This is a genomic window from Fictibacillus nanhaiensis (assembly GCF_042686385.1).
In the GTDB taxonomy this organism is placed as follows: Bacteria; Bacillota; Bacilli; order Bacillales; family Fictibacillaceae; genus Fictibacillus; species Fictibacillus nanhaiensis.
On record NZ_JBHUPF010000006.1, the window covers coordinates 3,009,848 to 3,034,005 of the forward strand.

General features: G+C 38.6%; 27 protein-coding genes. 4 read left to right on the forward strand and 23 right to left on the reverse strand.

Annotation, left to right across the window (positions count from 1 at the left end):
* The first annotated feature begins 90 nt into the window (after window positions 1–90).
* Window positions 91–741 (forward strand): hypothetical protein, encoded by a 651-nt coding sequence (locus tag ACFS5O_RS19180; RefSeq protein WP_205725530.1) that lies wholly within the window; start codon window positions 91–93, stop codon window positions 739–741.
* A gap of 38 nt (window positions 742–779) precedes the next feature.
* Here the strand turns inward: ACFS5O_RS19180 and ACFS5O_RS19185 are convergent, their stop codons facing one another.
* The 3 genes from ACFS5O_RS19185 to ACFS5O_RS19195 form a co-directional block, all read right to left on the reverse strand.
* Window positions 780–2,300, reverse strand: coding sequence for an MDR family MFS transporter (locus tag ACFS5O_RS19185; RefSeq protein ID WP_205725529.1), 1,521 nt, complete (start codon window positions 2,298–2,300; stop codon window positions 780–782).
* Window positions 2,301–2,535: 235 nt separating this feature from the next.
* On the reverse strand, window positions 2,536–3,930 hold the full coding sequence (locus ACFS5O_RS19190) for a hypothetical protein (RefSeq protein ID WP_205725528.1): 1,395 nt from the start codon (window positions 3,928–3,930) through the stop codon (window positions 2,536–2,538).
* 48 nt (window positions 3,931–3,978) lie between these two features.
* Complete coding sequence (locus ACFS5O_RS19195; protein WP_205725527.1) at window positions 3,979–4,995, reverse strand: hypothetical protein; 1,017 nt, start codon at window positions 4,993–4,995, stop codon at window positions 3,979–3,981.
* A gap of 169 nt (window positions 4,996–5,164) precedes the next feature.
* Between ACFS5O_RS19195 and ACFS5O_RS19200 the strand changes: the two genes are divergently transcribed.
* Both ACFS5O_RS19200 and ACFS5O_RS19205 read left to right on the forward strand, forming a co-directional pair.
* Window positions 5,165–5,611, forward strand: coding sequence for an OsmC family protein (locus tag ACFS5O_RS19200; RefSeq protein ID WP_205725526.1), 447 nt, complete (start codon window positions 5,165–5,167; stop codon window positions 5,609–5,611).
* A gap of 134 nt (window positions 5,612–5,745) precedes the next feature.
* Entirely contained in the window at window positions 5,746–5,973 is a 228-nt protein-coding gene (locus ACFS5O_RS19205; RefSeq protein WP_205725525.1) for a DUF1797 family protein, read from the forward strand.
* A 63-nt stretch (window positions 5,974–6,036) separates the two neighbouring features.
* On the opposite strand, the gene ACFS5O_RS19210 is transcribed toward ACFS5O_RS19205, so the two are convergent.
* The 20 genes from ACFS5O_RS19210 to ACFS5O_RS19305 all read right to left on the reverse strand — a co-directional run bounded on the left by ACFS5O_RS19210 (window position 6,037) and on the right by ACFS5O_RS19305 (window position 21,843).
* On the reverse strand, window positions 6,037–6,423 hold the full coding sequence (locus ACFS5O_RS19210) for a gamma-glutamylcyclotransferase family protein (RefSeq protein WP_205725524.1): 387 nt from the start codon (window positions 6,421–6,423) through the stop codon (window positions 6,037–6,039).
* 27 nt (window positions 6,424–6,450) lie between these two features.
* A complete protein-coding gene (locus ACFS5O_RS19215) occupies window positions 6,451–6,711 on the reverse strand; it encodes a hypothetical protein (RefSeq protein WP_318300154.1) in 261 nt (86 codons plus the stop codon).
* A 130-nt stretch (window positions 6,712–6,841) separates the two neighbouring features.
* Window positions 6,842–7,174 (reverse strand): hypothetical protein, encoded by a 333-nt coding sequence (locus ACFS5O_RS19220; protein ID WP_205725523.1) that lies wholly within the window; start codon window positions 7,172–7,174, stop codon window positions 6,842–6,844.
* A gap of 114 nt (window positions 7,175–7,288) precedes the next feature.
* Entirely contained in the window at window positions 7,289–8,047 is a 759-nt protein-coding gene (locus tag ACFS5O_RS19225; RefSeq protein ID WP_205725522.1) for a gamma-glutamyl-gamma-aminobutyrate hydrolase family protein, read from the reverse strand.
* A 183-nt stretch (window positions 8,048–8,230) separates the two neighbouring features.
* A complete protein-coding gene (locus ACFS5O_RS19230; protein ID WP_205725521.1) occupies window positions 8,231–8,416 on the reverse strand; it encodes a hypothetical protein in 186 nt (61 codons plus the stop codon).
* 373 nt (window positions 8,417–8,789) lie between these two features.
* Window positions 8,790–10,463: a M3 family oligoendopeptidase gene (locus ACFS5O_RS19235; RefSeq protein ID WP_205725520.1), complete on the reverse strand. Its 1,674-nt coding sequence runs from the start codon at window positions 10,461–10,463 to the stop codon at window positions 8,790–8,792.
* Between the two features lie 160 nt (window positions 10,464–10,623).
* The gene (locus ACFS5O_RS19240) at window positions 10,624–11,016 is read right to left on the reverse strand and encodes a VOC family protein (RefSeq protein ID WP_205725519.1); all 393 of its coding nucleotides are present in this window, start codon (window positions 11,014–11,016) and stop codon (window positions 10,624–10,626) included.
* 12 nt (window positions 11,017–11,028) lie between these two features.
* Window positions 11,029–11,436 carry a GNAT family N-acetyltransferase gene (locus ACFS5O_RS19245; RefSeq protein WP_205725518.1) on the reverse strand — a complete coding sequence of 136 codons (408 nt, stop codon included), beginning with the start codon at window positions 11,434–11,436 and terminating at the stop codon, window positions 11,029–11,031.
* Between the two features lie 14 nt (window positions 11,437–11,450).
* A complete protein-coding gene (locus ACFS5O_RS19250) occupies window positions 11,451–12,203 on the reverse strand; it encodes a sugar phosphate isomerase/epimerase family protein (RefSeq protein ID WP_205725517.1) in 753 nt (250 codons plus the stop codon).
* A gap of 26 nt (window positions 12,204–12,229) precedes the next feature.
* Window positions 12,230–12,688: a GNAT family N-acetyltransferase gene (locus ACFS5O_RS19255; RefSeq protein WP_205725516.1), complete on the reverse strand. Its 459-nt coding sequence runs from the start codon at window positions 12,686–12,688 to the stop codon at window positions 12,230–12,232.
* Window positions 12,689–12,702: 14 nt separating this feature from the next.
* The gene (locus tag ACFS5O_RS19260; RefSeq protein ID WP_205725515.1) at window positions 12,703–13,473 is read right to left on the reverse strand and encodes an alpha/beta hydrolase; all 771 of its coding nucleotides are present in this window, start codon (window positions 13,471–13,473) and stop codon (window positions 12,703–12,705) included.
* Window positions 13,474–13,487: 14 nt separating this feature from the next.
* Window positions 13,488–14,351, reverse strand: a complete 864-nt coding sequence (locus ACFS5O_RS19265) for an MBL fold metallo-hydrolase (protein WP_205725514.1) — start codon at window positions 14,349–14,351, stop codon at window positions 13,488–13,490.
* 63 nt (window positions 14,352–14,414) lie between these two features.
* Window positions 14,415–15,359: a VanW family protein gene (locus ACFS5O_RS19270; RefSeq protein ID WP_205725513.1), complete on the reverse strand. Its 945-nt coding sequence runs from the start codon at window positions 15,357–15,359 to the stop codon at window positions 14,415–14,417.
* A 106-nt stretch (window positions 15,360–15,465) separates the two neighbouring features.
* Window positions 15,466–15,606 carry a hypothetical protein gene (locus ACFS5O_RS19275; RefSeq protein WP_205725512.1) on the reverse strand — a complete coding sequence of 47 codons (141 nt, stop codon included), beginning with the start codon at window positions 15,604–15,606 and terminating at the stop codon, window positions 15,466–15,468.
* Window positions 15,607–15,802: 196 nt separating this feature from the next.
* Window positions 15,803–16,774: a ring-cleaving dioxygenase gene (locus ACFS5O_RS19280; protein WP_205725511.1), complete on the reverse strand. Its 972-nt coding sequence runs from the start codon at window positions 16,772–16,774 to the stop codon at window positions 15,803–15,805.
* 144 nt (window positions 16,775–16,918) lie between these two features.
* Window positions 16,919–17,884, reverse strand: coding sequence for an L-histidine N(alpha)-methyltransferase (egtD, locus tag ACFS5O_RS19285; RefSeq protein ID WP_205725510.1), 966 nt, complete (start codon window positions 17,882–17,884; stop codon window positions 16,919–16,921).
* Window positions 17,881–19,161, reverse strand: coding sequence for an ergothioneine biosynthesis protein EgtB (gene egtB, locus ACFS5O_RS19290; protein WP_205725509.1), 1,281 nt, complete (start codon window positions 19,159–19,161; stop codon window positions 17,881–17,883). The genes egtD and egtB overlap by 4 nt, the downstream gene beginning before the upstream one ends.
* 16 nt (window positions 19,162–19,177) lie before the next feature.
* Window positions 19,178–19,807, reverse strand: coding sequence for a flavodoxin family protein (locus ACFS5O_RS19295; protein WP_318300153.1), 630 nt, complete (start codon window positions 19,805–19,807; stop codon window positions 19,178–19,180).
* Between the two features lie 415 nt (window positions 19,808–20,222).
* The gene (locus ACFS5O_RS19300; protein ID WP_198766413.1) at window positions 20,223–20,504 is read right to left on the reverse strand and encodes a DUF3817 domain-containing protein; all 282 of its coding nucleotides are present in this window, start codon (window positions 20,502–20,504) and stop codon (window positions 20,223–20,225) included.
* Between the two features lie 442 nt (window positions 20,505–20,946).
* Window positions 20,947–21,843, reverse strand: a complete 897-nt coding sequence (locus ACFS5O_RS19305; RefSeq protein ID WP_066391910.1) for a manganese catalase family protein — start codon at window positions 21,841–21,843, stop codon at window positions 20,947–20,949.
* A 449-nt stretch (window positions 21,844–22,292) separates the two neighbouring features.
* Here ACFS5O_RS19305 and ACFS5O_RS19310 point away from each other — a divergent pair, with 449 nt between their 5' ends.
* Entirely contained in the window at window positions 22,293–23,444 is a 1,152-nt protein-coding gene (locus ACFS5O_RS19310) for a histidine kinase N-terminal domain-containing protein (protein WP_318300152.1), read from the forward strand.
* Window positions 23,445–24,158 lie beyond the last annotated feature (714 nt).

The window sequence follows — 24,158 nt, forward strand, 5'->3', positions numbered from 1 at the left end:
TGATCCTAAATATGGGAGACTCAACCATATTTAAGTGGTATTCTAAAAATGGTTTACTGGTACATATATCAGAGAAAGGATGAACATCAAATGGATTTTGTTTTGGAACATAAGTGGGTATTTCTCATATTGGCCGAGACCGTATTTTGGGTTTCAACCTTATCTTTTTTAGTCGTCCGTTATTGGTTCAATCTGAAAAAATTGAGCATTGCATTCTTTATTCTTTTTCTTTTAAATGACCTATGGATTGCTGCGATGGGATATTTCGATTATTTAAAAACAGGAAAATTCTCAACCTATCAAATCATTATCTTGGTCGTGATTGCTTATGCGTTTTTGTATGGAAAGAGCGATTTTCAAAAAATAGATCGCTTTATACAACGAAAGGTTGCCAAAACGCGTGGGTTACCTGAACCCGATCTACCAGCTTCAAAACCAATGTATGGAATGCAACACGCGAAGCAAGAAAGAAAAAATCTTTATAAGCACATTCTTTTATTCATCACAGCACAGTGTGTTTTCCTGTTATTGTTTGGCCTCTCCGATGCTGTATCATCCATACAAATAGACACTCTCTTAAAAGATTGGTATGACACAACAGATACAGATCTGTTCTACAAAAACGATGTGGCTAATAATGTCACACGTATTTGGGCGCTGATACTCGCCATTGATATCATTGTATCTTTGTCTTACACGATTGCTCCGAAAAAAGAAAAGAAAGCAACTTCGGCAGCATAAAAAAAGAGTTTGGGATATTCTCTTCCCAAACTCTTTTTTTATTTTGATTTTATATTTTGTTTTGATGTTTCTACCCTTTCATTCCCCATAAACAATATGACTACAGCTGAAATAACGATCGGAATCAATGCATAAGTGAAAACAGTTGTAATAGACGCAGACATTGAAGCCGTTATACCATCCAACACTTCAGGAGGTATTTTAGATCGCTCCCCTGCCTGAAATACTTTTTGAGGATCGATCTCTTTAAACGCTGCAGCACCTTGCCCTGCAAAGCCTTTTAGATTGTCACTTATCTTCTCGTAAAAAATTCGATTTTGAAGTGCCCCAAAAATGGTTACACCAAGCGTCATACCTAATGACCGTAAAAAGGCATTTGTAGAGTTGGCAGAACCCCTGTAACGAAACTCCATCTTATTGATAGTTGCTGCAGGGAGTAGGGAGAACGAGAAGCCCATCCCAAATCCAACAATCACCATAAATAAGGTAAGCATCATCCTAGAAGTATCCGGAGTCATACCACTTAACATATACATGCCAGTGAAATAAGAAACAACGGATACGATCATGAGGTTACGGAAGCTCGTTTTCGTTTGAAAGATTCCACCTATCATACTTCCAGCGACAGAACCTAACATCATTGGAGTAAGTATTAATCCCGCACTTGTTGCAGAACCACCGTAAACCGCCTGAACGAAAATTGGAATAAATACAGCTAGAATAATAAATGTTCCGCCGTAAAGAAACCCTAGAATCTGCGAAGTAGCAAATAGTCTCTTCTTAAACATCCAAAATGAAATAATCGGTTCGGATGCTTTTTGTTCTACAGCAAAGAACACGATGAAAAAGACCGTGAATATCGTAAACAATGCTACAATCTGCGTTGAATCCCATGCATACGTCTTGCCACCAAGTTCAAGAGCAAACATCAGACTAACAACGGCAATCACAAGTGTGATGGCACCCCACCAGTCGATCTTTTGCTCGCGGTGTTCAAGCGTTTCTTTATAATAACGAAAGATCAAGTAAAACGATGCTGCACCTATTGGAACGTTAATATAGAAAACCCAATGCCAACTGATCGCATCCGTAATGAATGCTCCTAGCAAAGGCCCAAGAACACTAGAAGTTCCGAAAACCGCCCCAAGAAGCCCTGTCATCTTCCCTCTCTTTTCTGGAGGAAAAATATCAAACACAATCGTAAAGGCGATCGGCATCAAGGCTCCACCACCAATACCTTGAATCGCTCTAAACGCTATCAGCTGTTCCATATTTTGAGCAAGACCGCAAAGAGCAGAACCGATAAGAAAAACAACAAGACCAAAAATGAAGAATCGTTTTCTACCATACATGTCAGACAGCTTACCGTAAATAGGCATCCCTGCCATTACCGCAACCATGTAAGAGCCTGTAACCCAAACAAATTTATCAAATCCACCAAGGTCCGCTACAATCGTCCCCATCGCCGTTGCTACAATGGTATTGTCCATTGCGGCCATCAAAATCCCTAACAATAAACCAGCCACAACTAACTTCAGATTTGTTTCTTTATGCACCATAGCGCCATCTCCTAATCTAACACCTTCATGTATACTTAATAAACTTAAGTATACATGAGGGACTGTCCCCCAACAATTTATTTCCTTCGCTAATTCTCTCCATTTACTTAGGGTGTTTTCTACATAATAACCTATAAAAATTGTTGGTCTACGTTTTTAAGAGATTACCCACATTCTTATTTCATTCCAAAGAAAAAGAGACAGCACGTCTGCCGTCTCTTAAATTATTATTCTATTAAAGTTCTAAGATAGAGTCTTCACTATCTTGTCCGTCATACATTGCACCAAGCATTAAGCCTGTCCAAATATTTAAATCTAACTCACGATCTTCATCATTGCCTTCAAGTCCAAGTTCAAGACCAGTGTCTAACGAAGAAAATAGAAAAGAACGATCTTCCTCTTCATCGAATGAGCTCATTAGATCTGCCATGATAGAAGAATTTAACTTAAGAGAAGTTTGTTCAAGCTCATCATCAGAATACAAAGCAAGTGCTGTATCCGTATTCAGCATAGTGCTTAAAGAAGAACGATCTTCTTTATCTTCAGACATAACCATCGCCATCGCATCTGTACCTAGATCTACTTTTGCACTTGACGCTTCATCTTCTTCAGTCGCTTCTACTCCTGCCCATAGACCAGCATCAGCCATTAGAGAAGAGTTATTCTCTTCGTCTTCAGAAGTTACGTTCGCCATCACATCTGTGCCAAGATCTACTTTCGCACTTGACTTCTCGTCTTCTTCAGTCGCTTCTACTCCTCCCCATAGACCAGCATCAGCCATTAAAGAAGAGTTATTCTCTTCATTTTCAGAAGTTACGTTCGCCATCACATCTGTGCCTAGATCTACTTTTGCGCCCGACTTCTCGTCTTCTTCAGTCGCTTCTACTCCTGCCCATAGACCAGCGTCAGCCATTAGAGAAGAGTTATCCTCTTCATCTTCAGAAGTTACGTTCGCCATCACATCTGTACCTAGATTTACTTTTGCGCCCGACTTCTCGTCTTCTTCAGTCGCTTCTACTTCTGCAGTTAAACCTGCGTTTGCTTCAACTGCAGTATTTGATTCTCTTTCATCTTGAGCTTCAACAGTTGCTTGAACATCTGCTCCAGCATTAAGAGAGCTAGAATCTTTGTTGTCTTCTTCATTAGAACGAACTTCAGCCCCAACTTTTGTATCTGCGGTTACGGACGCTTTGCTTTCATCATCAGCAGAAGAACTCTCAACTTTAGCATTCGTTCCAACAGCAGCATTTGCTATTGAATCGATACGTTCTTCAGTTTTTGACTCAGCTTCAACTCCTGCATTTACATCAGAACCTACTTGAGCTTTTTCATCTTCATCAACGGAAGTTTCAGCATTTACATCTGCACCAACGTTTGCTTTAACGCTGTTGTGGTTCGAATCATCGTCTGAACTCTCTAGTGCGATCCCTGTAACAGCACCTAAATCAAGATTAAGATTAGATTCTTCATCTTGGTCTTGATCAGAAAGCTGAATGTTACTGATCAGACCTGTTCCAATTTTAAGATTTGATGACCCTTCATCTGCAAATGTTTCGCTTCCTCCAAAGAATAAACCTGCCGCAGCAGCGCCTGTAATCGCAAATGTTCTAATAAAGTTTGATTTTTTCATTTTTTTCTCTCCTTCTTCTTCTTAATTTTTTGTTTTACCAAATATAATTTAGAAGAAGAAAGATTGTGGTGGTTGCCCAGGTGGAGCATTCAGCCATTGATCATAATAGTGTCGAACTCCTCCATCAAGTCCAATTCCTGTTACAAGCTGAGCATCACTTTGCCCTCCATCTAAAACGGCCAAAAAGGCAATTGTGCTTGAAGAAGTCATAGGACCATTGGAAGAACTGGAAGGAGTTTGTCCACCTTGAGATGATGGTGTTAGCATTGGAGTTATCGGATAATCTGGACTCGATTTTTGTCTGATAGGCTTCTCAGATCCTTCTAAATCTCTGCCCTTTTTAAGTACCTCTCCACTCGTACCCGTACTAACGGGTTTCTCTGTTTCTATTATTTCTTTTTTCATGACAACTTCTTGATCTTGTACTCTTACATTCTTCGTTTCACTTAATTTTTCACGAACTGTCGGTTTGTACCTCACAACAGGATCTTTGACTGGTGTTGAGATTGGTGCTGGTTTTACTTTAACCACTTCCGCGTTTTCTGGCTTAGTAACGATTTCTGAAACGACAGGAAGTTTCAACTCTGCTAGAGGCTTTGTTGATCTAGGAGGAACGGTAACATTTACCTGCTGATCCAACACGTCGACTTTTACAGAGGGTTTTTCAGAAAGGTTCATATCCACGTTCGGTTTAGAACTTTTATGTGCTTCTGTCGGAACAATTTCTTTTACCGTATCCACTGTGTTCGTTACCGTTTTAACCGCTTCATCGACTGGTCTTATCGTTTCAGTAACTTCGTTAACCGTTTGATCCACCCTGTCAACAGTATCCGTTGTATCTTTCACAATGGTTGTAACGGTTTTTAAAGTGGGTTTAACAACCTCATCGGAAACAGAAAGATCTTTCGTCGAAATGTTCACTTTGTCTGGAACACTTTCAACAATCTCAGTCGTTTCTTTTGTAAGACTAGTTACTGGGGAAAGAATTCCACCGCTATCAGCCGATACGATTGCTGGAATACTCATGCCCGCTGCGAATACTACCAATTGTACAAATCGTTTCACCTGGTTATCACCTCCCTTTGTAAGTGTTTTCAAATAGCTAACGAAGGTAATTTCAATTTGGATCACTAAAAAACAAAATTTTTTACATTTCCAGACACTAAACAGGAAATGTGACGAAAAAGCTCTATTGATTTACACTGATAGTAGGAATAAGTTGAGGTGATATTAAATGACACAACATGTTTTTCATTTAAATGCACATTGGCCAGGTGGTAGAAACGATACGGGAACGATCGAAACACGGAATCTGCACACAAAGGTATCCATTCCTCCTGAGATGGATGGACCGGGAATTGGTACAAATCCCGATGAGATGTTGCTTGGAGCAGCAGCAACTTGCTATATCATCACACTCGCTGCCATGATGGAACGCAGTAAAATAGAGAAGATTGATCTAACGATGGACTCTGAGGGATATGTCGATGTTACAAACGGAGTGATCACATATCAAAAGATCATTCATCGGCCGGTCGTCACGATCAAACATGACCCGTCAAAAAACATTTCGACACTTCTTCAAAAACTCGCCACAAAAGCTGAGCATTCGTGCATGATTTCACGAGCTTTGAAGGGTAATGTCGAAGTAGAAGCAATTTTGACGATAAAAAAAGGGTAAAATTAGAAGAACAGGCCTTTCGTTATCTGTACGAACAAAATTACTTATGTTAGCATAAATGTTAAGGAAGGAAAATAATCTTATTATTTGGGTTCCTAACAAGTTCCCCCATAATAGAAAGGGGACGATGTATCATGAACCAACAAGAAGTGAAAAACATACTCTTGAATCTGCAGAACAAACAATATATCGAATCAGATATTACGCACACTTTTAGTGAGAACAACACGGCTGTTTTTTCTGTTAAGTATTTAAAGAACGCTCAAACGTTCGAAGTGATACAGATTGAAACAAACTCCCTTCAACGGTTTGATAACGTCGACTCAGCTGTGCATTGTATTAACAACTTGATTGCTAAATAGAGAAGATTTCTCCTTACTATAGAAGAGGTCTACCAGTTGATGGTGACCTCTTTTTTTGTTTAGTTATTTATTGAGATATCTGATCCAATCGTTCTCAACGAGCGGTACAAAGTGACTTTCTTTGATTCTCATCACATAAACGAAAGCTTCTTCTTTACCATTTGTTGTGTGAACCTTAGCAGATATTCGATCATATAAATTATCTGCTCTGTTTTCCACAAAATCTTCTAGTTCGTCTAATTGTTTTAGTTCCTCTGTTGTTACTTCATATAACTCACCTGTTACCCATTTATCTTTTTCAAGAATTAATGCTGGGTAACCCCAACCTGTGTCATATAGTTGTCCCTCAGCGTAGCACCTATGTTCTATGTATATTACATGCTGCAAAAAGTGGGCATTACTTCCATCTTTTCGAAGCGTCCCGTAAACAAACACTAGATGTTTTTTCATAAACTCACCTTCTTTTTCATACACGCATTATCCTTTTGAAAAAAAGACAGCCCAGACCAGTAAACTTAAAAATAGAATTCCCGCGATAGCAGAAAGAGTCAATGCGATTAAGATTGTCCAACCTAGTCCTTTTCGGTTTGTTAGAATCAGGAAAATACTCAACGTGAAGAGACCAAAAACAAAACCTAGTATGGACCAGAGCCAGCGATCTTTATTATAAAGTGGAGCTTGAACAAACAAATAATAAGCGATAGCAATCTGTATTAAAGGAACGTATAAGATCTCCAAACTCTTTTCATCTCCTCTCATCATATTGTCTAAAAATACCCTTCATCCAAATAATGTAACATTCTTTTTCAATAAAAAAACTTTCATCCACTGTTTTGGCTGAAAGTTTTTCCGTACGAAAGGTAAGCTATTAATACCCTTTTCTTACATTAATGACATGCTCGTTCTTTCGTTTTTTGCTCCCTCTAGCAGCGTCAAAGAATAAAACAAGAGCAGTGACGATGTGCATGATCATTCCGATTACAGGAACATAGCCGACGATAGAAGTAATAAGACCTAGTACACTACCTGTAAACCTCTCCTTCTGAACGATACAAATGATAAGCGTAATTAAGTGAAAAACAAACATGAATTGAAGTGGTCCCCATGCAGAAGCAAGAATGATTGCTCCTCCTAAAAAAGGAATGCCAAGAAACGCTTCCATACCGCCTGTTATGATTTTCAAAAGTCTCGATATATTCATGAGACAGCCTCCTCAATAATTTCTATTCTATACTACGTGATGATTCCGAGAAAAGTTTCCTTTTATAAACATTCCCTCTCTCTATAAATAAAGAAACCTCCTGCACGGGAGGTTTCAATCTCTATCCTTAATTTTTTTTGCTTCTTTAATAAATGTCTTTATGATGGCCATCATGTTTTCGTTCTCATGTCTTAATTCTTCAGGATGCCACTGCGTCCCTAACAAGAAAGTTTTATCCTGATCCTCTAGCTCTAAGGCCTCAATTACTCCGTCAGAAGCTCTTGCTGCAACACGTAAACCTTTGCCGACTTTTCCGATCGCCTGATGGTGAAAGCTGTTAACCGCAACCTCTTTTTCACCAACAATCTTATAAAGCTTACTATCTTCTTCGATGCTAACAGTGTGAGAAGGTTCTGTTCGAGTTGCAGATGATTGAAAGTGATTAATACTGTCTGAAAACTCACTCTCTACGTCTTGGATTATGGTTCCACCATAGCTAACATTTAATAAGTGATAGCCTCGACACATGGCAAGAATGGCTTTTTCGTTATCACGTGCTTTTTTCACAAGTTCAATTTCAAAATCATCACGATGTTTGTTTACTTTTTTTGCCTTTGGGTGAGGTTCTTCGTTGTAAGTGATGGAACTGATATCTTCCCCACCTGTAAAAATCAGACCATCACACATTTTTGCGTAAAACTCAGCTTCTTCCGGTTTGCCCATTGGAATGACAACAGGTATTCCTCCTGCGTCTCTTACTGTTTCTGCAAATTTATTATAAACAACGATCGTATCAACATTTTCATTTTGAGTTTCGATTGTATTGATAGACATGATCGTACTTGTTAAACCAATTAATGGCTTTTGAGTCATATTATACTTCCTCTCTAAAAATAACTGTTCAATCCTCTTTTACCTTAATATCTAAGTCGTAAACACCCATAATTTATCATTCCTTTTACTATTAACCAATTATGCATAGGTGTTTCATATTTTTAAAAAATAAAAAACAGTTCACGAAAATATGTGAACTGTCTTCTTTATTTATACCTTATGCTACTGCATTGGTGGTCTTGGTTTTTTTACAGAATAGACAAGCTCAATATCACCATTCTCTTTCACACATTTGACCGTGTACGTTTTCTCAACACCTTGCTCGGTATTGTGAAAGGTGATCTTATCTCCTTCTTCAAAATCTGATGTTCCTGTGTCCCATAATTTCTCGTCATCGGGTTTTCGCATACCTTTCACCCCTCATATTCCGAATAATTGCCCATAAACAATATGCCATTTAACTTACTTTTCCCTTGCAAAGGAAAATGAATCCTAAAACGTATGTTAAATTGCGCATATTTTACTCTCGTTATTGAGAATCCAGCTTACAAGCTCCTTTGTTCACTGGGAATAGAGTCCGGCTCAATATCGGAAATTGTATGTCGGCAGTGCATGTAAAAACTCTCTCACCAACCGGTTATGACAAGAATTTATGGACACCTCTTTATTAGTTAATCCTATAATCCACGGTTTATATAAAGTGCGCCTTATTTTAATATTTCTACTAATAAAGCATAATCCCTTTAAATTGTTTAAATTCTTTAATTATTTGCTTTCTTATTTAACTGACGGATAGTAGATCCAATTCTTTTGCAACAAACTCCATAAGCTCAGCAATCTTTTTAGATGAAAAATCCAACTTAATTCCTGCAGCTTCATAAACTTCTGGAAGAGACTTAGAGCTTCCAAGTTTCAAGGCTTGTTTATATTTGTTGATGGTACCCTCTGGATCTTCTTTATAATTTTTGTACATTTGAATGGCACCAAGTTGAGAAATGGCATACTCCACAAAATAAAAAGGAACTTCATATATGTGAAGGGTATAGAACCATCCTTTGACTTTCCATTCTTCGTATCCGTTCCAATCGATTATTGAAGCATCATAGCGATCTTTTAATTCGCCAAACTTCTTCATACGATCTTCCCACGTATGGTTCGGGTGATGATACAACCAGTGCTGGAACTGATCAATCACCATTATATACGGAAGACTCATCAAAGCACCTTTTAGCTGATCCTTCTTCGCACGTTTGAGCTCTTCTTCTGTTTTATAGAACTCATCCCATCGATCCATCGTGAAAAGCTCCATACTCATACTAGCTAGCTCGGCGGATTCCATCGGAATTTGCTTATAAGCATATAAATTTTGATCACTCTTCAATAAATCATGAATGGCGTGTCCCATCTCATGCATAAAAACAACTAAGTCACTATCCGTGTTAGACATGTTCATAAAAATAAACGGAAGCCCTGTTTCAGGTAGTGATTCACAGAAACCACCTTGTGCTTTTCCTTTTCTGCTTGTGAGATCAAAAAGCTTCTTCTCATTCATCTCATGAACAAGTGAACCAAACGTCACATCAAGTTCGCTTAAAACTTTCGCTGATTTATTAATCAACTCTATATCGGAACTTACAGGTTGTAGTGGTTTTTGACCAATTGCTTCTGCTTGAACATCCCATGGTTTATAAACATCAACGCCAATTTCAGCTTTGTGCTCTTTTTGAAGTTGTATGGTGATTGGAAGAACATGTTCACGTATGGATTCAGCGAGTTCCTTACAATCCTCTGGTGTATAGTCAAATCTATTATATTTTTTAAACATATAGTCGTTAAAACCGTTCAGGCCTGCGTTCTCTGCCTTCTTCACTCGTAGCTGGATCAACTCATCAAGAATACTTTGAAGTTTTTCTTCTTCTTTTAATATAGGCTCGTACAAAGCTTTCATCGCTTTCTCTCTTATATCACGCTTTGAATCTCTGATATGAACAAATAGTTCACTAATCGTTACTTCTTTCCCCTCCCAATTTGAAGATAGACCTCCTGTGATCTCAAAGTATTGATTCGTTAGCGCATCTTCTTGTTTTTCTATTTCTAAGTTTGCTTCTTGAAAAAGAGCAAATTGCGTTCTTAGTTTCTTCTTATATTCTCCATATTCTTCGTCTGGCAGTTCACCCATAAATGGTGATTCTAATACTTTTTCGTCAAGTTGGGATTGGTACTTTTTAAACATGGGCTTGATGTGTTGCTGATCAAATTCATATTGCTTTTTAATTTCTTCATCATTACTTTGGCATTGGAAAGCAATATAATGGCGAAGCATCTCTTCTTCTACTTTTTCGTAGATGCGTTTTTGCTGATTTAAAAAATTCTTGAGGTCTTCTAAGGAATTTATGGTTACGCTTACAAGAATCTCAAACTCTTCTTTTAATGCATTTAATTTCTGCTCATTCATTTCGATTCCTCCTGAAAACGTTCTACTATTCACTTTACCACAAATAGGAAAATACTAGATAGATGGAATGTTCTGTCATTATCTATATCCACAAGAAAAGGCCCTCACTCGTACAAAAAAAGAACGTGTGGGGACCCAATGTTCATAATTCGTTTATTCGTTAACAATTACAGATCATAACTACGTTTCCATCTGGATCTTCTACATTAAACCAAGCTACTTCACCATGCCACTCGATCTCACGGATCACTTTCATATTTTTTTCTTGGATTTCTCTATAGGCTGCATCAATATCTGGTGCAAATAGATTAAACATGGGACCAGAACCAGGTGATCGGTGGAAAGATGGGTCAAACGTATGATCATCCAGTGATAATCCTGTTTGTCCTGTTACTGGAATGTTATGTACAGGGGATTGCACTTCGCTTAAGTCTATCGTTATCCCTAATAGATCAGCATACCATTCTACAGATTTTTTAAGTTCAGTTACATGCACGAATACATTGTTGATGTGGCTTTGTATAGCAGAGATACTCGTTACTTTTTCACCCATGTAAGACGCCTCCTAATATTTACATTCTTCATACGTTCTTCGGTATCCGTAAAAAGGTCGAAAATTTTGTCCTTCATAAAAAGTGTTTGATGTATGTGATGCAAGCACCTCCATACGGGCTGTTGGATATTTCCCTTGAATGATGTTCAACAGCTTCCCACCTAACCCTAGACCACGATAAGACTTTGAAATCAGCATCTCGCATATATAGAGTGTTACGTGTTCATCTGTAAGCCCTCGTGCGTAACCTATTACTTCCTCGTTCTTTAACATGACGTAGGCTATGTTTGATTTACTCCAAGCCAGCTTTGTTTCTTCGTTTCTTTCAACTAATTGTGTCCAACCTTCTTGTTTGTTCAGTTCTTGTATCGGCTCGAAATGATTCTTTTCTATATAAGAAACAAACCTTACATCTTCCACCGCTGATTTCTCCTCTATAAAAGTGCTTTAACGTTCTGCACACCTTTTTCAACTTCTGAAAGAAGATCTCCTTCAAAATGCTCTTGTTCGATTACGCAATAATCAACTTTCTGTTCATCTGCTAATCGTAGGAAACTACCGATATCAAGTATTCCTGTTCCAGCGATCGTACTCTGTTTTTGCCCTTCTTTCACTACCATATCTTTGAGGTGCAGGGATACACAGCGTAAACGATACTTATTAAGCAGCTCTTCCGGCTCGAACCCGGCATATTTTGCCCAATACGTGTCCAGCTCCATCTTGACTAGATCAGGGTCTGTTTCTTGATAGATCAAATCAAACGGCATCTTACCTTCTAGCTCGTAAAATTCAAAATCATGATTATGGTAAGCAACACGGATCCCATACTCTTTGCTTCTTAATCCCGCTTCGTTCAACACCTCTGCTACACGCTTGTAATCGTCGATCGATCTTCTTTCTTCATCCGATAAGTAAGGCATGATCATCAAATCATTCTCTAAGATCAGTTGATCTTCCATCTGCCTTTTAAATGCATCACCAGAGAATTGCTGAAGGGGAATATGAGCTCCAGCAACAGTTAGAGCATTTTCGTCCAATACCTTTTTTACTTCTTTAGCAGAAATCCCGAACAATCCAGCAAATTGTACACTGTCATATCCGATCCCTTTTACTCTTTCTAATGTACCTAATAAATTCTTTTCAGTTTCTTTTTGTATGGAGTATAGTTGCAATCCAATTTTTCTCATGTTTATCTCTCTCCCTTTTTTAACGTTTACAAAACTTTGTTCATTGAAATGGATGCTTGTTTATAGCCTAGCTTTGTATAAAGAGCAATTGCATTTTCATTCGACCCAAATACATGAAGGCCAACATAATCAGCTCCTTCATCTTTTGATTCGTTCTCAAAAAAGCGAAGAGCCGTTTGAGCGATCCCTCGCTTACGAAATTCATCCAATACGAAGATATGATACAGAAAAGCTTTTTTCTCTTCTTTAGAAACATGAAACCAAAGGTAGCCGGCTAATTCTTGGTCCTCTTTGATGTGAAATAAGTGCTGTCCTTCTGTTTTTTCCTCATCAGGCAGAAGTTGTTCCATTTGCTTTTCTGCTTTTTCAGTAGCTAGCTCTTGATCTAGTTTATAATGTTCGGCGGTATCACGAATATAATCTGGCAGCATGAACTTTAGGTAATCTTTAAACTGCTTGTTGTCCATTCTCTCAAATGTGATCAACTTCTATCTCCCCTTTACTTCAACAAATAATCAATAATCTTAGGCATTCTCTCTCGCCAAGCTGTCTCATGATGAACTCCGCCTTCGATCACTTCAAAACGCACGTCGACGTTCTTTTTCTTAAAAACTTCATAGACCTCTTCAGAAGAACGTATGTAATGAGCAGCATCCACTTTTGATGTGTCTTCATCGGTTCCGATATCCATATAAAATCTTTTAAGCTCACTTAAGTCACTTTCTTCTATAAAATTCTCAATCTCTGTTTGATTAAACCAATAGGCCGAAGAAAGGCTTGCTACTCGTTTGAAAATATGCGGGTAGCGACAAGCTGCATAAGTTGAGATCAAGCCACCCATCGAACTGCCTGCCATTAATGTTTCGTCAGGTTTCGTCCTGTATTTCTCATCAATAAGTGGTTTTAACGTATGTAGAATAAATTCGATATATGCTGATCCTTTTCCACCATAAACCCCTTCAAATTTTAAAAGTTCTGGCCCTACTGTTGGGTTTTCCCATGGCGCGTATTCATTAAAACGTTCGAATCCCTCATGATTACAGTCGATACCTACGATGATAAGAGGAACTTTACTCGTCTTTAAATAATCAGCTAAACCCCATGAAACCCCATAGCTAGCATCTTCATCACGAAATAGATTTTGACCGTCATGCATATACAGTACGGGATAATATTCTTGACTGTCTCTATACCCGTAAGGCAAGCACACACGAATCTCTCGTTCTATTCCCCCGAATTGTTCAATGGCCACTTTAAAAGTCTGTAACATTTTCTTCTCCCATTCTATAAATCTAGGTCGAGACTGAAACCGTTAACAAAAAACTGCAAGGTTTCACGTTCATCTTCATTTAGTTCTCGATTAACCTGGACTTTATATTCTTCTTCAATGGATTGTTGATTACCTTCAAATTTTTTTGTAAGGGTTGCAAATCTTCGCAACATCGCTGTTTCGGTTTCAAACTCTTGTTTCGTCGCTGCCTTCCAATGAGAGAAGATGTAATAATCTGCGTCAAAGGATTGGAGTTCATCTAATAATTTCAGTGTTCGTTTCACCGTATAATTATTTTTAGGTGCGTACATATTTGCATAGAGACAATCGGATAAAAATAAAATCTTTTCTTCCTTGATGTAAATAACGATTGAATCTGTTGTATGGTCTCCTCCAACATGTTGAAGCACACAGGTTACTCCACCTAAATCGATCTCCATTCTCGCATGAAACGTAATGGTCGGTAGCTTTATTTTGATGTCACGGTGATCTGAAAACTCTTTTTTTATGGCTTCTGCACAAAATTCGATTTCAACACCTTGCTTGACTCTCTTATCAAGATCTTCATCACTCCATGAAAAAGGAAGAAGCTCCTGCATTTTTGTTTTTGTTTCTGCTGAAGAAACGGAAGGAATGTTTAATGCCGATAACCCAAAAATGTGATCCCAATGCCAGTGTGTGATAACGACTAGATCCGGTTTTTGAATGTTCTTTTTACGTAGTTCATCCAAAAAATAAGATGCATGTTTTTCTGAGTTTCCTGCATCTATCATCAGAGTCCTTTCGTTTCCTACAACAGCTCCCAAAATCGGCCGATCTGTCTCTGAAACAGGTGTTTGGTACCAAAAATGTTCTGTTAGTTTTTCTAATGTTTGCAAACGATCCAACTCCCCAAATTCAAACAGATGTATTACAGTATTACATCATTATTGTACTTTAAATTACCTTTTAGGGTTAGAAAGATGCACATTCTGATCGGTTTGAATTTCTTCAGGTATATGAGTTGGTGCATTCGGTACTTTTCGTGTTCTTTCATCAAGAATCTCAGAAGAATAAAGTTTGATGATTAAACTTCCACCATAACGTTTAGCACGAATGAGTATGGGCTGATTGTATTTGTTTTGAAATTGAAAATCTGGACCGTACCAGCTAACGGTCGCATCTCTACCTGATGGCACGTATGGCACCCTTTTGCTGTGTGAATAACGCTGAACGATTCTTAGTCCTGCTCGATCCACAGCATTAAATAAAGTGGATGATACTTGGCAGATTCCTCCCCCTATTCCTTCTGACAATTCTCCTCTAACGATAATGGGTGCACTTTTGTACCCTTTTGCCGTAGTTCTTTTACCAACGACTTGGTTGAACGAAAAGGTCTCATTTGGGAAAACAACATGACTATCTAGTGCTTTTGCAGCAAGCTCTATATTTGTAGTCCGACTCTTATTATTTGAATTAAAGTATGTAACATACTGCCCAATCTGCTGACTTTTAATATGAGCCAGTACTTCCGTATCTACTTTCGGATAGATATTCATTTCTGGCACATCTATCTTTTTCGGTCCTTGTTCAAAAAAATACGTGTAAAACTTTTCTTTAAACAACTTTCGATTTAATTTAAAACCTACTTGTCCTGGGATGATGCCACCATGATCATTTAATTTTGCATTAACCGGTGCTTTATATGATCTTTTATCAAGCAGTTCAACAAACTTATTGTATTTGGTGTCATCGATCATCGGAAACCCGGGAATTGAACCCTCGAACTGTTTACGACTCACTTCTGCTAGCTTTTGCCCTTCCTGATTAACTAATAAGGTATCCGTATTTTGTTCAACAGTTGATGAAGATAATAAAAGAAGTCCAGCTAACCATACTTGCAACATTGACCGATCACTCCGATTCATTATTTCTCTGTTCATAAAAACAAAGAGATCATAGACATGACCTCTTTGTTATTTTCATTTAAAATTTGGTTTTCATACTCTATTTTTAGTCTTTTCCATTATCTTTCATTCCTGGTGATGGACCGCTCTTCCCAGGTCGCACTTGGACTTTTTTTGAATCTTTTTGTTGCATTTCTTGTTTAGGTGCTTGTGGTGCTTGGTTAGTCTCACCTTTTTCTTCATCCATCTGCTTAGGAACTTCTTGATCTTGACGTTCTTTTGTTATGATTGTGACGTTTTTTAATTTTTCCTAAAATGCCTTTTTTATGACGCGTTTCTTTTTTTATGAACAAAGAGCTTTTTCCATTTATGCAGTGGGGTTACTTGTTACTTTAAATTTCAATAAAAAAAGCCTGAAATTCCGGAGAATTCAGGCCGATCTCTTATTGTTTTGTATGAAGAGGTTTTAATTTCGCTTCAATCTCCTCACGATGTATTTCTAAGAACGGCGGTAGTGCTAGTGATTCTCCCAGATGTTCTAATTCTTCATCTGTATCAAATCCAGGACCGTCTGTTGCAAGTTCAAAAAGAATACGATTAGGTTCTCGGAAATAAAGAGATTTGAAATAAAACCGATCTACAAATCCAGAATTCGGAAATCTCGATGTTTTTACTTTTTCAATCCATTCGTGAAGCTCTTCTTCATTATCCACTCGAAAGGCTACATGGTGCACTCCACCTCTGCCAAGTCGTTCTTGAGGAAGGTCGTTTCGTTCTTCAACATGAATTTCTGCACCGCTTCCCCCTTCACCTGTTTCTAACACAATGATTTCAGGTTGATCTGCCACTTCTGGTGCATAGCTACCGATTTTTTTGAAGCCTAAAAGTTCCGTTAGCACTTGTACAGTTGGTTCTGCTGCAGGTACAGTTAACCGTACCGGACCAAGCCCAACGACTGCATGTTCTTGTGGTGTTGTGCTTTTGCTCCACGGCTGCCCACCAGCAACGCCTTTGTTGTTTTCATCAGAAACTAAGATCATTCTTTGACCTTCAGGATCCCTAAACGCCAGCGTGTTACGACCTGCGCGCTCCTTTATATCTTCCGCTTCAATCCCATGTTCATTTAAACGATCTTTCCAAAAACGAAGCGCATCATCATTTTTCACTCGAAGTGAGATAGCCGAAATGCTGTTGTTTCCATCATGATTTCTTCCAGCCATCGGAATTTCAAAAAACGTAAGCTCTGTCCCAGGATTTCCTTTTTCATCACCATAAAATAAGTGGTAAACACTTGTGTCATCTTGATTTACCGTTTTTTTGATTAGCCTTAATCCCATTACTTCTGTATAGAATTTAAAATTTTCAGGTGCTTTTGCAGTTAGCGCTGAAACATGGTGAATTCCTTTAAGTTTCATGACCCATCCCTCTTCCATACCCTTTTCTTTTATTATCACTCTTTGTTAAGAAAATGCCCAATAAAAAGCTTTGAAGACCTTCTTTTCCATTTATATGAACACAAAAAAGAAACTCCTTATAAAAGGAGTCCCCTAGTTTTACATCTACTCTACAACCAGATAATGCATACTGAACCAGTTCTTATCATCACACCATACTTGTTTTGGAGTGAACCCACATGCTTTCGCGATATGTTGAAACTCTTTAATCGTAAACTTATAAGAATTCTCCGTGTGAATGGTCTCCCCCTCAGAAAAGGAGATATTTTTATCGCCGATCGTTATCATCTGATTGATCAGGCTTACAAGATGCATCTCAATTCGGCCCTTCTCTGCATGGTAGAACGCATGATGTTTAAATTTTTCAAGGTCAAAGTTTGCCAAAAGTTCTCTGTTCAGGCGATTCAATAAATTTGTATTAAATTGACTTGTAATCCCTTTATTATCATTGTAAGCCGCATTTAACACGGCATGATCTTTTTTCATATCCACTCCGATTAATAAACCACCATTTGGTTTAAGGAATTCTGCTGTCATCTTTAAAAAATTCATTCTTTCTTGAGGCTCAAAGTTTCCGATCGTAGACCCTGGAAAGAATACAGCTTTTCGTTTTGATGAGAGCTCTGGCATCTCAAACTTATCCGTGTAATCCGCAGACACCGCATGAACGTCGAGATGAGGATACTCCATCGAAAGCGCACGTGCGGATTGATACAGAAAATCTTTAGAGATATCAATCGGTACATATTCTTTAAGTTCAGGCATCGCCTCAAGGAGGGTTCTCACTTTTTCACTGCTTCCGCTTCCGAACTCTACGAGTGCCGTATCGCTTCCAATCGCTTTGGCCATTTCATGTTTGTATTTATTTAAGATCAAAAGTTCTGTTCGAGTCGGATAATATTCGGAGAGCATCGTAATCGCTTCAAACAGTTCAGAACCTTTTTTATCATAAAAATACTTGGGTGAAATGAATTTCTTTTCTTGTTGTAGTCCGTGGAGTACCTCACCGTACATATCTGTTTCTGGTTCGTTTCCGATGTGATAATGGACGTTCGATTTTACCGTTTTCATGTGAGATCCCCCGCTAAGCGAATTCCGCTAAACTGCCATCTTTTATCCGCTTGAAAAAAGTTGCGATAAGTAGGTCGAATATGCCATTTAGATGTCGCACATGATCCTCCACGCAACACGATCTGATTGCACATGAACTTCGCGTTGTATTCACCGAGTGCACCTTCAAGAGGTTTGCTCTCTGGATACGAGGTGTATGGGCTGCTGGTCCATTCCCATACATCTCCGAATGCTTTCTTAATCGGTGATTTAGTATGAGTTTCACTAGCCATCGGATGGTAAGATTCGTCTTCTACAAAATTCCCTTCTATTGGGATGGAACTCATCGCGTGTTCCCACTCTGCTTCTGTTGGCAGCCTTTTTCCGCTCCACCTAGCAAAGGCATCCGCTTCATAAAAACTTACATGGCAAACAGGTTCATCTAGATTCAATTTCTTTTCACCTGTTAATGTGAACGTGTACCACCCATCCTCGCTCTTACGCCAATAAAGAGGATGTTTCCATTTTTCTTTTTTAACGGTTGCCCAGCCATCCGACAACCAATGCTCAGGCTGTTCATATCCCCCCGCCTCAATAAATGAAAGGTATTCTCCGTTCGTTACGGGATGGGAAGATATCTGATAAGCATTCAGCCAAACCTTGTGACGAGGCCGTTCATTATCAAATGAGAACCCAGGTCCTTCAAAACCAATTTCAACGAGTCCTCCTTCGATCTTAATTTCAGTAACTTGTGATTTTTGCTCAGTTTTTGTGTGATTGGTAGTAGAAGTTTCTGTGTAGGAAGGTAGCAAAGGATTGCAGCTAAAGTTATATTTTACATCTGTTAAAAGAAGTTCTTGGTGCTGCTGTTCATGTTGAAGACCGATTTCAATCAAATCTTCCACTTCTTTTGGAACCTGATCTCCATAGTCTCTTAGAAGACCCAAAATTTCTGTGTTCACATAATCGCGATACGCATACACTTCATCCATCGATGGCCTGGAAAGCACACCTCTAGAATGTCTGGGATGATAAGAGCCAATCGTTTCATAGTAGGAATTAAAAAGATAATCAAACTTAGGATTAAATGGAGCGTACGAGGAATTTTTTTCTTTTAAGATGAACCGTTCAAAAAACCATGTCGTATGTGCAAGATGCCACTTTGGCGGACTCACATCTGGCATTGCTTGAATGATCGTATCTTCATTTTGAAGTTTTGATGCAAGCTTTTCTGATAATGATCTGATCCTTTCGAATTGCCCAATTAATCGTTCTACCGTTACCTGATCGATTGCCATAAATATCCTCCCTTAATTAGCTATTACTTTCTACCACATTGCCTTCTGTTGGAATAGGATGTTCTTTTAATAGCTTTGCAAAGTGAATCAGATTGTACGTCATTATTTTATTGTGCTGCATCGTAAAATCATTATCATTGCCTTCCGCCTCTATATAGGAAGGTCCTGGACCTGCTTCACCAACCCAATATGTATCCACATTCGGCGGTATCGTGAATCCAATGTGAGACAAGCCGTACAGAATAGAAGCACTTGCGTGTTTCGCTCCATCCTCATTACCTGTCACAACAACACCAGCCACCTTGTTATAAAATATATATTGGCCTTTTTCGTTCGTCATACCACTCGCGCCGTATAGCCTCTCGATCGCTTGTGTTGCAAGGCTACTCTTTTCTCCGAGCCAGAGCGGTGTTCCGATGATAACGATATCAGCGGACTTTACTTTCTCAAAAATCTCTGGCCACTCGTCACCCTCTCCCTCATCTGCTGAAACGCCATAGGCGATCCTGTAATCAGCAAGTCTTACCATCTCTGTATCTATGTTGTTCTTATTGAAAATATGCACCGCTTCGTTCATCAAGCTTTCGGTATTGGAGACTTCTTCACCACTCTTAAGAGACGCATTGAGTAGAAGTGCTTTAATCATAAGCGTGTTCCTCCTATTAGAAACCATATTAAAGTATAAATAGCCGAAAATTAGAAAATTAAAACAATTTACACGAATTCTTAACATGGCTGGATTGTGTTGAAAGAACTTTGTTTCAGTGATTTGTGAGGAAGTGCATATTCTGTCGTGAGAGGACAATTTGATTTAATGTGTATGTTCGGAAAGTACATCTCTTTGGCGAAATATGGCTGTTGGGGATGATTAAGTCGAAATCGCTAGTCATTAAGCCGGAAATGCAATCCATTAAGTCTAAAATAAAATTAATAAGTCAAAATCAGCAGTAATTAAGTCGAAATCAAAAAATATAGGCTTTTCGACAAACCCCGACAGATTGATTCTAGCTTTTTCTAACAAAAAGAGAGCCCTCATAAAAACTGGCTCCCTTCGCATCATATTAATCTTTTAAAAACTTACGGTCGAAAATGAACGGTCCGAAAGGCAGTACAGAAGATAAAAGTGCTAAGAAAGCACGCATGATCGGCCATTTTTTCACGTTGTATACATACAGAATGACGAGAATATAAAGAACGAACAATAGACCATGAAGAGCACCAACGATCGATACGGCCATCGGCTGATCTAAGAAATACTTCAATGGCATGGCTATGAAAAGAAGAATCAAGAACGAAGCCCCTTCAAGATACCCTACGGTTTTTAACGTTTTTATTGGATTCATAAATGAATATACCTCCATTATTACATAATGACGATTCTACCTTTAGTTTTATCATAAGTATGTAGAAGATAAACTTCCAAACCATAACTATTGTGTGAACAAATGCAAAAACAGTTGGGGGTCAGACCCCCAACTGTCCTTTCTCAGCCCGTTCTCTCTGAAGCTCTTGCTGCATCCGCTCTAATCTTCCAAACAAGATATTTTAAAAATAAAGCATCACCAGAAAAACGATGATGGCAGAGAGCTAGTTTCCCATGCTCATCGATATATAAGGCAATAGCACCGTATGTCTAACGTACTCCCATAAGCCAACAGAAAATGTTGGAATGAGCAGGATCAACCACTTAATTTATCTGTATGTCATCTCCCGTACTTCCCTTCACTTTCTTACAAAATCTATAAACATACCATAAAAAAAACCGACGCAAGGTACGCCGGTCGATCAACTTATTCCTGCATTTTTCTTCAGTCTTTCAGCAATCTGCATAAAATCTTCATGAGAGATACCCGGTGCGAACTCTTCAGAGATGGAACGCAATTCAGGCATCGGAGCACCAGCAGGAGCACCAATCACCGTCTCAAGCGGTCCTCCTAACGGATGCTGACCAGCCCAGATTAATGCGATATCTCGATAATCCGTATCACTGAACGTATATAACTTTCGGTGTACGCCTTCAGCTTCAAATTTCCTCGTCGTTTCAAACGCCGAGTTCTCTAGATCAGGAACGGGAAGCATCTTCTTAATATCAACGCCTGTTACCATCTCGATCGCTTTTGCATAAGCCAATACGTGCACACCACCGCGTACAAGAAGATAGCCGATCATCTCTCGTGCAACAGGGTTACTCGTCATCTCATAAACTCTCATCTTATGTGTTCTAGCTCCACACTCTAAGAAAAAATTGTGCAGAAGATCAAGAAGTAGATTCCCGCTGCTGAACACATAATCCCCGTTCCAAGCTTTTCCCATCGAATCAAACGGGAACGATGTTTGTGCTGTTCCAATAAAATGTTGAGTGTTCCTTTTATCTGTTGCAGCTGCCATCGGTGCGTCGTTCACATCTCCAGGATGTGTCGTACCATAGATCATCATATTAATCGTGTGCGAAACAAGCTCAACATGGCCAAATTCTTCTGCCGTAATACTTGAGACTAAGTCAAAAAACGGTTTTAATTTTCCTCTTTTTCTAAAGTTAAAAGATTGGTACATATAGTTATTAAGAGTCGACATCTCACCAAAACGACCGCCTAGCAACTCTTGAACTGCCGCTGCCGCATTCGCATCAGGATTGGTCGGTGTCGGCAATTCGATCGCTAGCCGGTTAAAACGTTTAAACATGAAATTCCCTCCTCACGATTGCATGTCGTTTAAGGGTATGTGATGGCAAGATTGTACTATGCCAACTATTTCATGAGTAGTTATTGAAGAGATAAAGCAGATGGAAAGGATGCTCGCACCGATTGTTACCATCTCTCCAATTTAATTCATCACGATTCTAAGATGTAGAAAAAATCACAAAAATATATTTCAAATAGTACGTAAAATTTAAAGGATAGTTTTTCATTCATACCGAAAAAGTAATAAATGAGATAACATGAATGATTTCGTTGCTCTCTGTCGAAATACCTACATCATTTTCAACATTTAATGAAAAAATTGTAAACTCCATATGGCATTTCGTTTATGTTTCCATTACTATATGTAGTATAAATACTTTTATATATCAAACGTTGGCTGATTCAAATTTTATTCTTTCCATGATTCTAATGTTGAAAGAGGTGCGAGCAGTGGACATAACAGAAAGTCTAATCACATATATGGATGATAACTTGCCTACTTACTTACATGATTGGCACCAAAGAATTGTGATCTCGAATCATGATGTACATAAAGAAAAAGTAATAGATAATGCCTTGCATATGGTTGCGCTAGTTAAACAATCCTTACGACACAAACTATCTCCCGAAGAAATTATGCGCCTCGCACATGAAGTCGCTGTTCAGCGGTTAGAAGCTAAGATCAATATTGGTGAATTCGTATACAATGTGAACCTTGGACGAAGTGAGATCGTCCGTTTTGTGACGGGCTCTGGCATATCCATCGAGCAGTTACAGCCTGTAATTGAGAAGATCAATTTTCTGTTTGATGAGTTTTTATATCAAGCCGTAAAGAAGTATACACAGCTGAAGGATATGGAGATTGAGGAAAAAACAGTATTCATCGACCAAAGTCACAAAGAACGTTTAACCATTTTAGGACAGATGTCATCTAGTTTTGTACATGAGTTCAGAAATCCTTTGACAGCTGTTATGGGTTTTGTAAAACTTATGCAGCAAGAGAACCCTAACATGAAATACATCGATATAATTAGTCATGAATTAACACAATTGAACTTTCGTATCTCTCAATTTCTTCATGCCTCTAGAAAAGGGATTCAAGAACGGGAAGCTGAGGATTTTTCTTTAGAAGATTTATTCACAGATATTCTAGACTTTATGTATCCAAGTTTAGTGGATGCAGATGTGACGGTCATTCCGCGTATTGATCCTACGATTACATTAAGGGCACACAAGGACGAGTTGAAACAAGTACTGCTGAACCTGATCATGAACTCGATCGATGCACTGCGTCAAATGAGACAGAATCGAAGAATCATGATTTTTACCAAGATTGAAGGTCAGGATAATGTACATATTACTATTTCTAATAACGGCCCAGCGATTCCACCCGAAGCAATCAGTACGATTTTCGAGCCATTTTTCACAACAAAAGAATTAGGCACGGGTATAGGGCTATTTGTGTGCAAAAAAATCATTGAAAAACATAACGGGTCCATTAGCTGTTCATCAGATGATAACATAACGACCTTCACCATCGTACTTCCCCTTCAAGGGACTGCACCAACGCATGAAGAAAAAAAATCACAAATAGAAATATAATAAGGAACTTGGACATCCAAGTTCCTTATTTAAATTCTTATATTTGAGGCTTAAAGACAACCTTTATACACTCATGATAGATGTTTAAAACAGACAACTGATAGCTTTATACATACAAAGAGTCATAAACAATAATCCTATAGACAGGCAATTGTTTAAACGATTGTTGCTGTATTGTGCAAGATGATTTCCAAGTAGTAGTAGGAACGCAGCTTGCACTCCAATCATCCATCAAAGAAGTGAGCTAAGCAGTAATGATATGTTTTACGGTACGTGTTTTTATATTTATTACGCGTTCACCGGTAAATTAGCTGTAACCACCTGAGAAGTGCTCTGGACCACCTGAGATGCCTGACTTTTCACCTGTAATCATGCGCATTTCACCTGATAGAACGTAATTTTCGTCGATAAGCCACTGAGCACTTTACTTTTATGACTCAAATGGACAAAAATAGTCTTATCGTTCAATCACATCAACAGATTAGGAAACAAATGTGGTAAAAACCACAATTATTTGTGCCCGCCTACTAGATTATGAATAGCTAGACCCCCCGAGCGTTCAGATAACAACAAAAAAGCCTTTGCCCTAGACTAACCTAGGTAGATGGGACACAATAAAACACCTTCGAAATGATACACTTATTAAAAGTGAAAAATCGGAGGTGTTTTTGCATGGGCAAAAACGTTTATTCAAAAGAAACAAAGTGGGCTGTT

What these genes read in the sequence shown, in the direction of transcription:
- ACFS5O_RS19180 (WP_205725530.1), top strand. Translation starts at nt 91, where the DNA reads ATGGATTTTGTTTTGGAACATAAGTGGGTATTTCTCATATTGGCCGAG.
- ACFS5O_RS19185 (WP_205725529.1), bottom strand. Translation starts at nt 2,300, where the DNA reads ATGGTGCATAAAGAAACAAATCTGAAGTTAGTTGTGGCTGGTTTATTG.
- ACFS5O_RS19190 (WP_205725528.1), bottom strand. Translation starts at nt 3,930, where the DNA reads ATGAAAAAATCAAACTTTATTAGAACATTTGCGATTACAGGCGCTGCT.
- ACFS5O_RS19200 (WP_205725526.1), top strand. Translation starts at nt 5,165, where the DNA reads ATGACACAACATGTTTTTCATTTAAATGCACATTGGCCAGGTGGTAGA.
- ACFS5O_RS19205 (WP_205725525.1), top strand. Translation starts at nt 5,746, where the DNA reads ATGAACCAACAAGAAGTGAAAAACATACTCTTGAATCTGCAGAACAAA.
- ACFS5O_RS19210 (WP_205725524.1), bottom strand. Translation starts at nt 6,423, where the DNA reads ATGAAAAAACATCTAGTGTTTGTTTACGGGACGCTTCGAAAAGATGGA.
- ACFS5O_RS19220 (WP_205725523.1), bottom strand. Translation starts at nt 7,174, where the DNA reads ATGAATATATCGAGACTTTTGAAAATCATAACAGGCGGTATGGAAGCG.
- ACFS5O_RS19225 (WP_205725522.1), bottom strand. Translation starts at nt 8,047, where the DNA reads ATGACTCAAAAGCCATTAATTGGTTTAACAAGTACGATCATGTCTATC.
- ACFS5O_RS19230 (WP_205725521.1), bottom strand. Translation starts at nt 8,416, where the DNA reads ATGCGAAAACCCGATGACGAGAAATTATGGGACACAGGAACATCAGAT.
- ACFS5O_RS19235 (WP_205725520.1), bottom strand. Translation starts at nt 10,463, where the DNA reads ATGAATGAGCAGAAATTAAATGCATTAAAAGAAGAGTTTGAGATTCTT.
- ACFS5O_RS19240 (WP_205725519.1), bottom strand. Translation starts at nt 11,016, where the DNA reads ATGGGTGAAAAAGTAACGAGTATCTCTGCTATACAAAGCCACATCAAC.
- ACFS5O_RS19250 (WP_205725517.1), bottom strand. Translation starts at nt 12,203, where the DNA reads ATGAGAAAAATTGGATTGCAACTATACTCCATACAAAAAGAAACTGAA.
- ACFS5O_RS19260 (WP_205725515.1), bottom strand. Translation starts at nt 13,473, where the DNA reads ATGTTACAGACTTTTAAAGTGGCCATTGAACAATTCGGGGGAATAGAA.
- ACFS5O_RS19270 (WP_205725513.1), bottom strand. Translation starts at nt 15,359, where the DNA reads ATGTTGCAAGTATGGTTAGCTGGACTTCTTTTATTATCTTCATCAACT.
- ACFS5O_RS19275 (WP_205725512.1), bottom strand. Translation starts at nt 15,606, where the DNA reads ATGGATGAAGAAAAAGGTGAGACTAACCAAGCACCACAAGCACCTAAA.
- ACFS5O_RS19280 (WP_205725511.1), bottom strand. Translation starts at nt 16,774, where the DNA reads ATGAAACTTAAAGGAATTCACCATGTTTCAGCGCTAACTGCAAAAGCA.
- egtD (WP_205725510.1), bottom strand. Translation starts at nt 17,884, where the DNA reads ATGAAAACGGTAAAATCGAACGTCCATTATCACATCGGAAACGAACCA.
- egtB (WP_205725509.1), bottom strand. Translation starts at nt 19,161, where the DNA reads ATGGCAATCGATCAGGTAACGGTAGAACGATTAATTGGGCAATTCGAA.
- ACFS5O_RS19295 (WP_318300153.1), bottom strand. Translation starts at nt 19,807, where the DNA reads ATGATTAAAGCACTTCTACTCAATGCGTCTCTTAAGAGTGGTGAAGAA.
- ACFS5O_RS19300 (WP_198766413.1), bottom strand. Translation starts at nt 20,504, where the DNA reads ATGAATCCAATAAAAACGTTAAAAACCGTAGGGTATCTTGAAGGGGCT.
- ACFS5O_RS19305 (WP_066391910.1), bottom strand. Translation starts at nt 21,843, where the DNA reads ATGTTTAAACGTTTTAACCGGCTAGCGATCGAATTGCCGACACCGACC.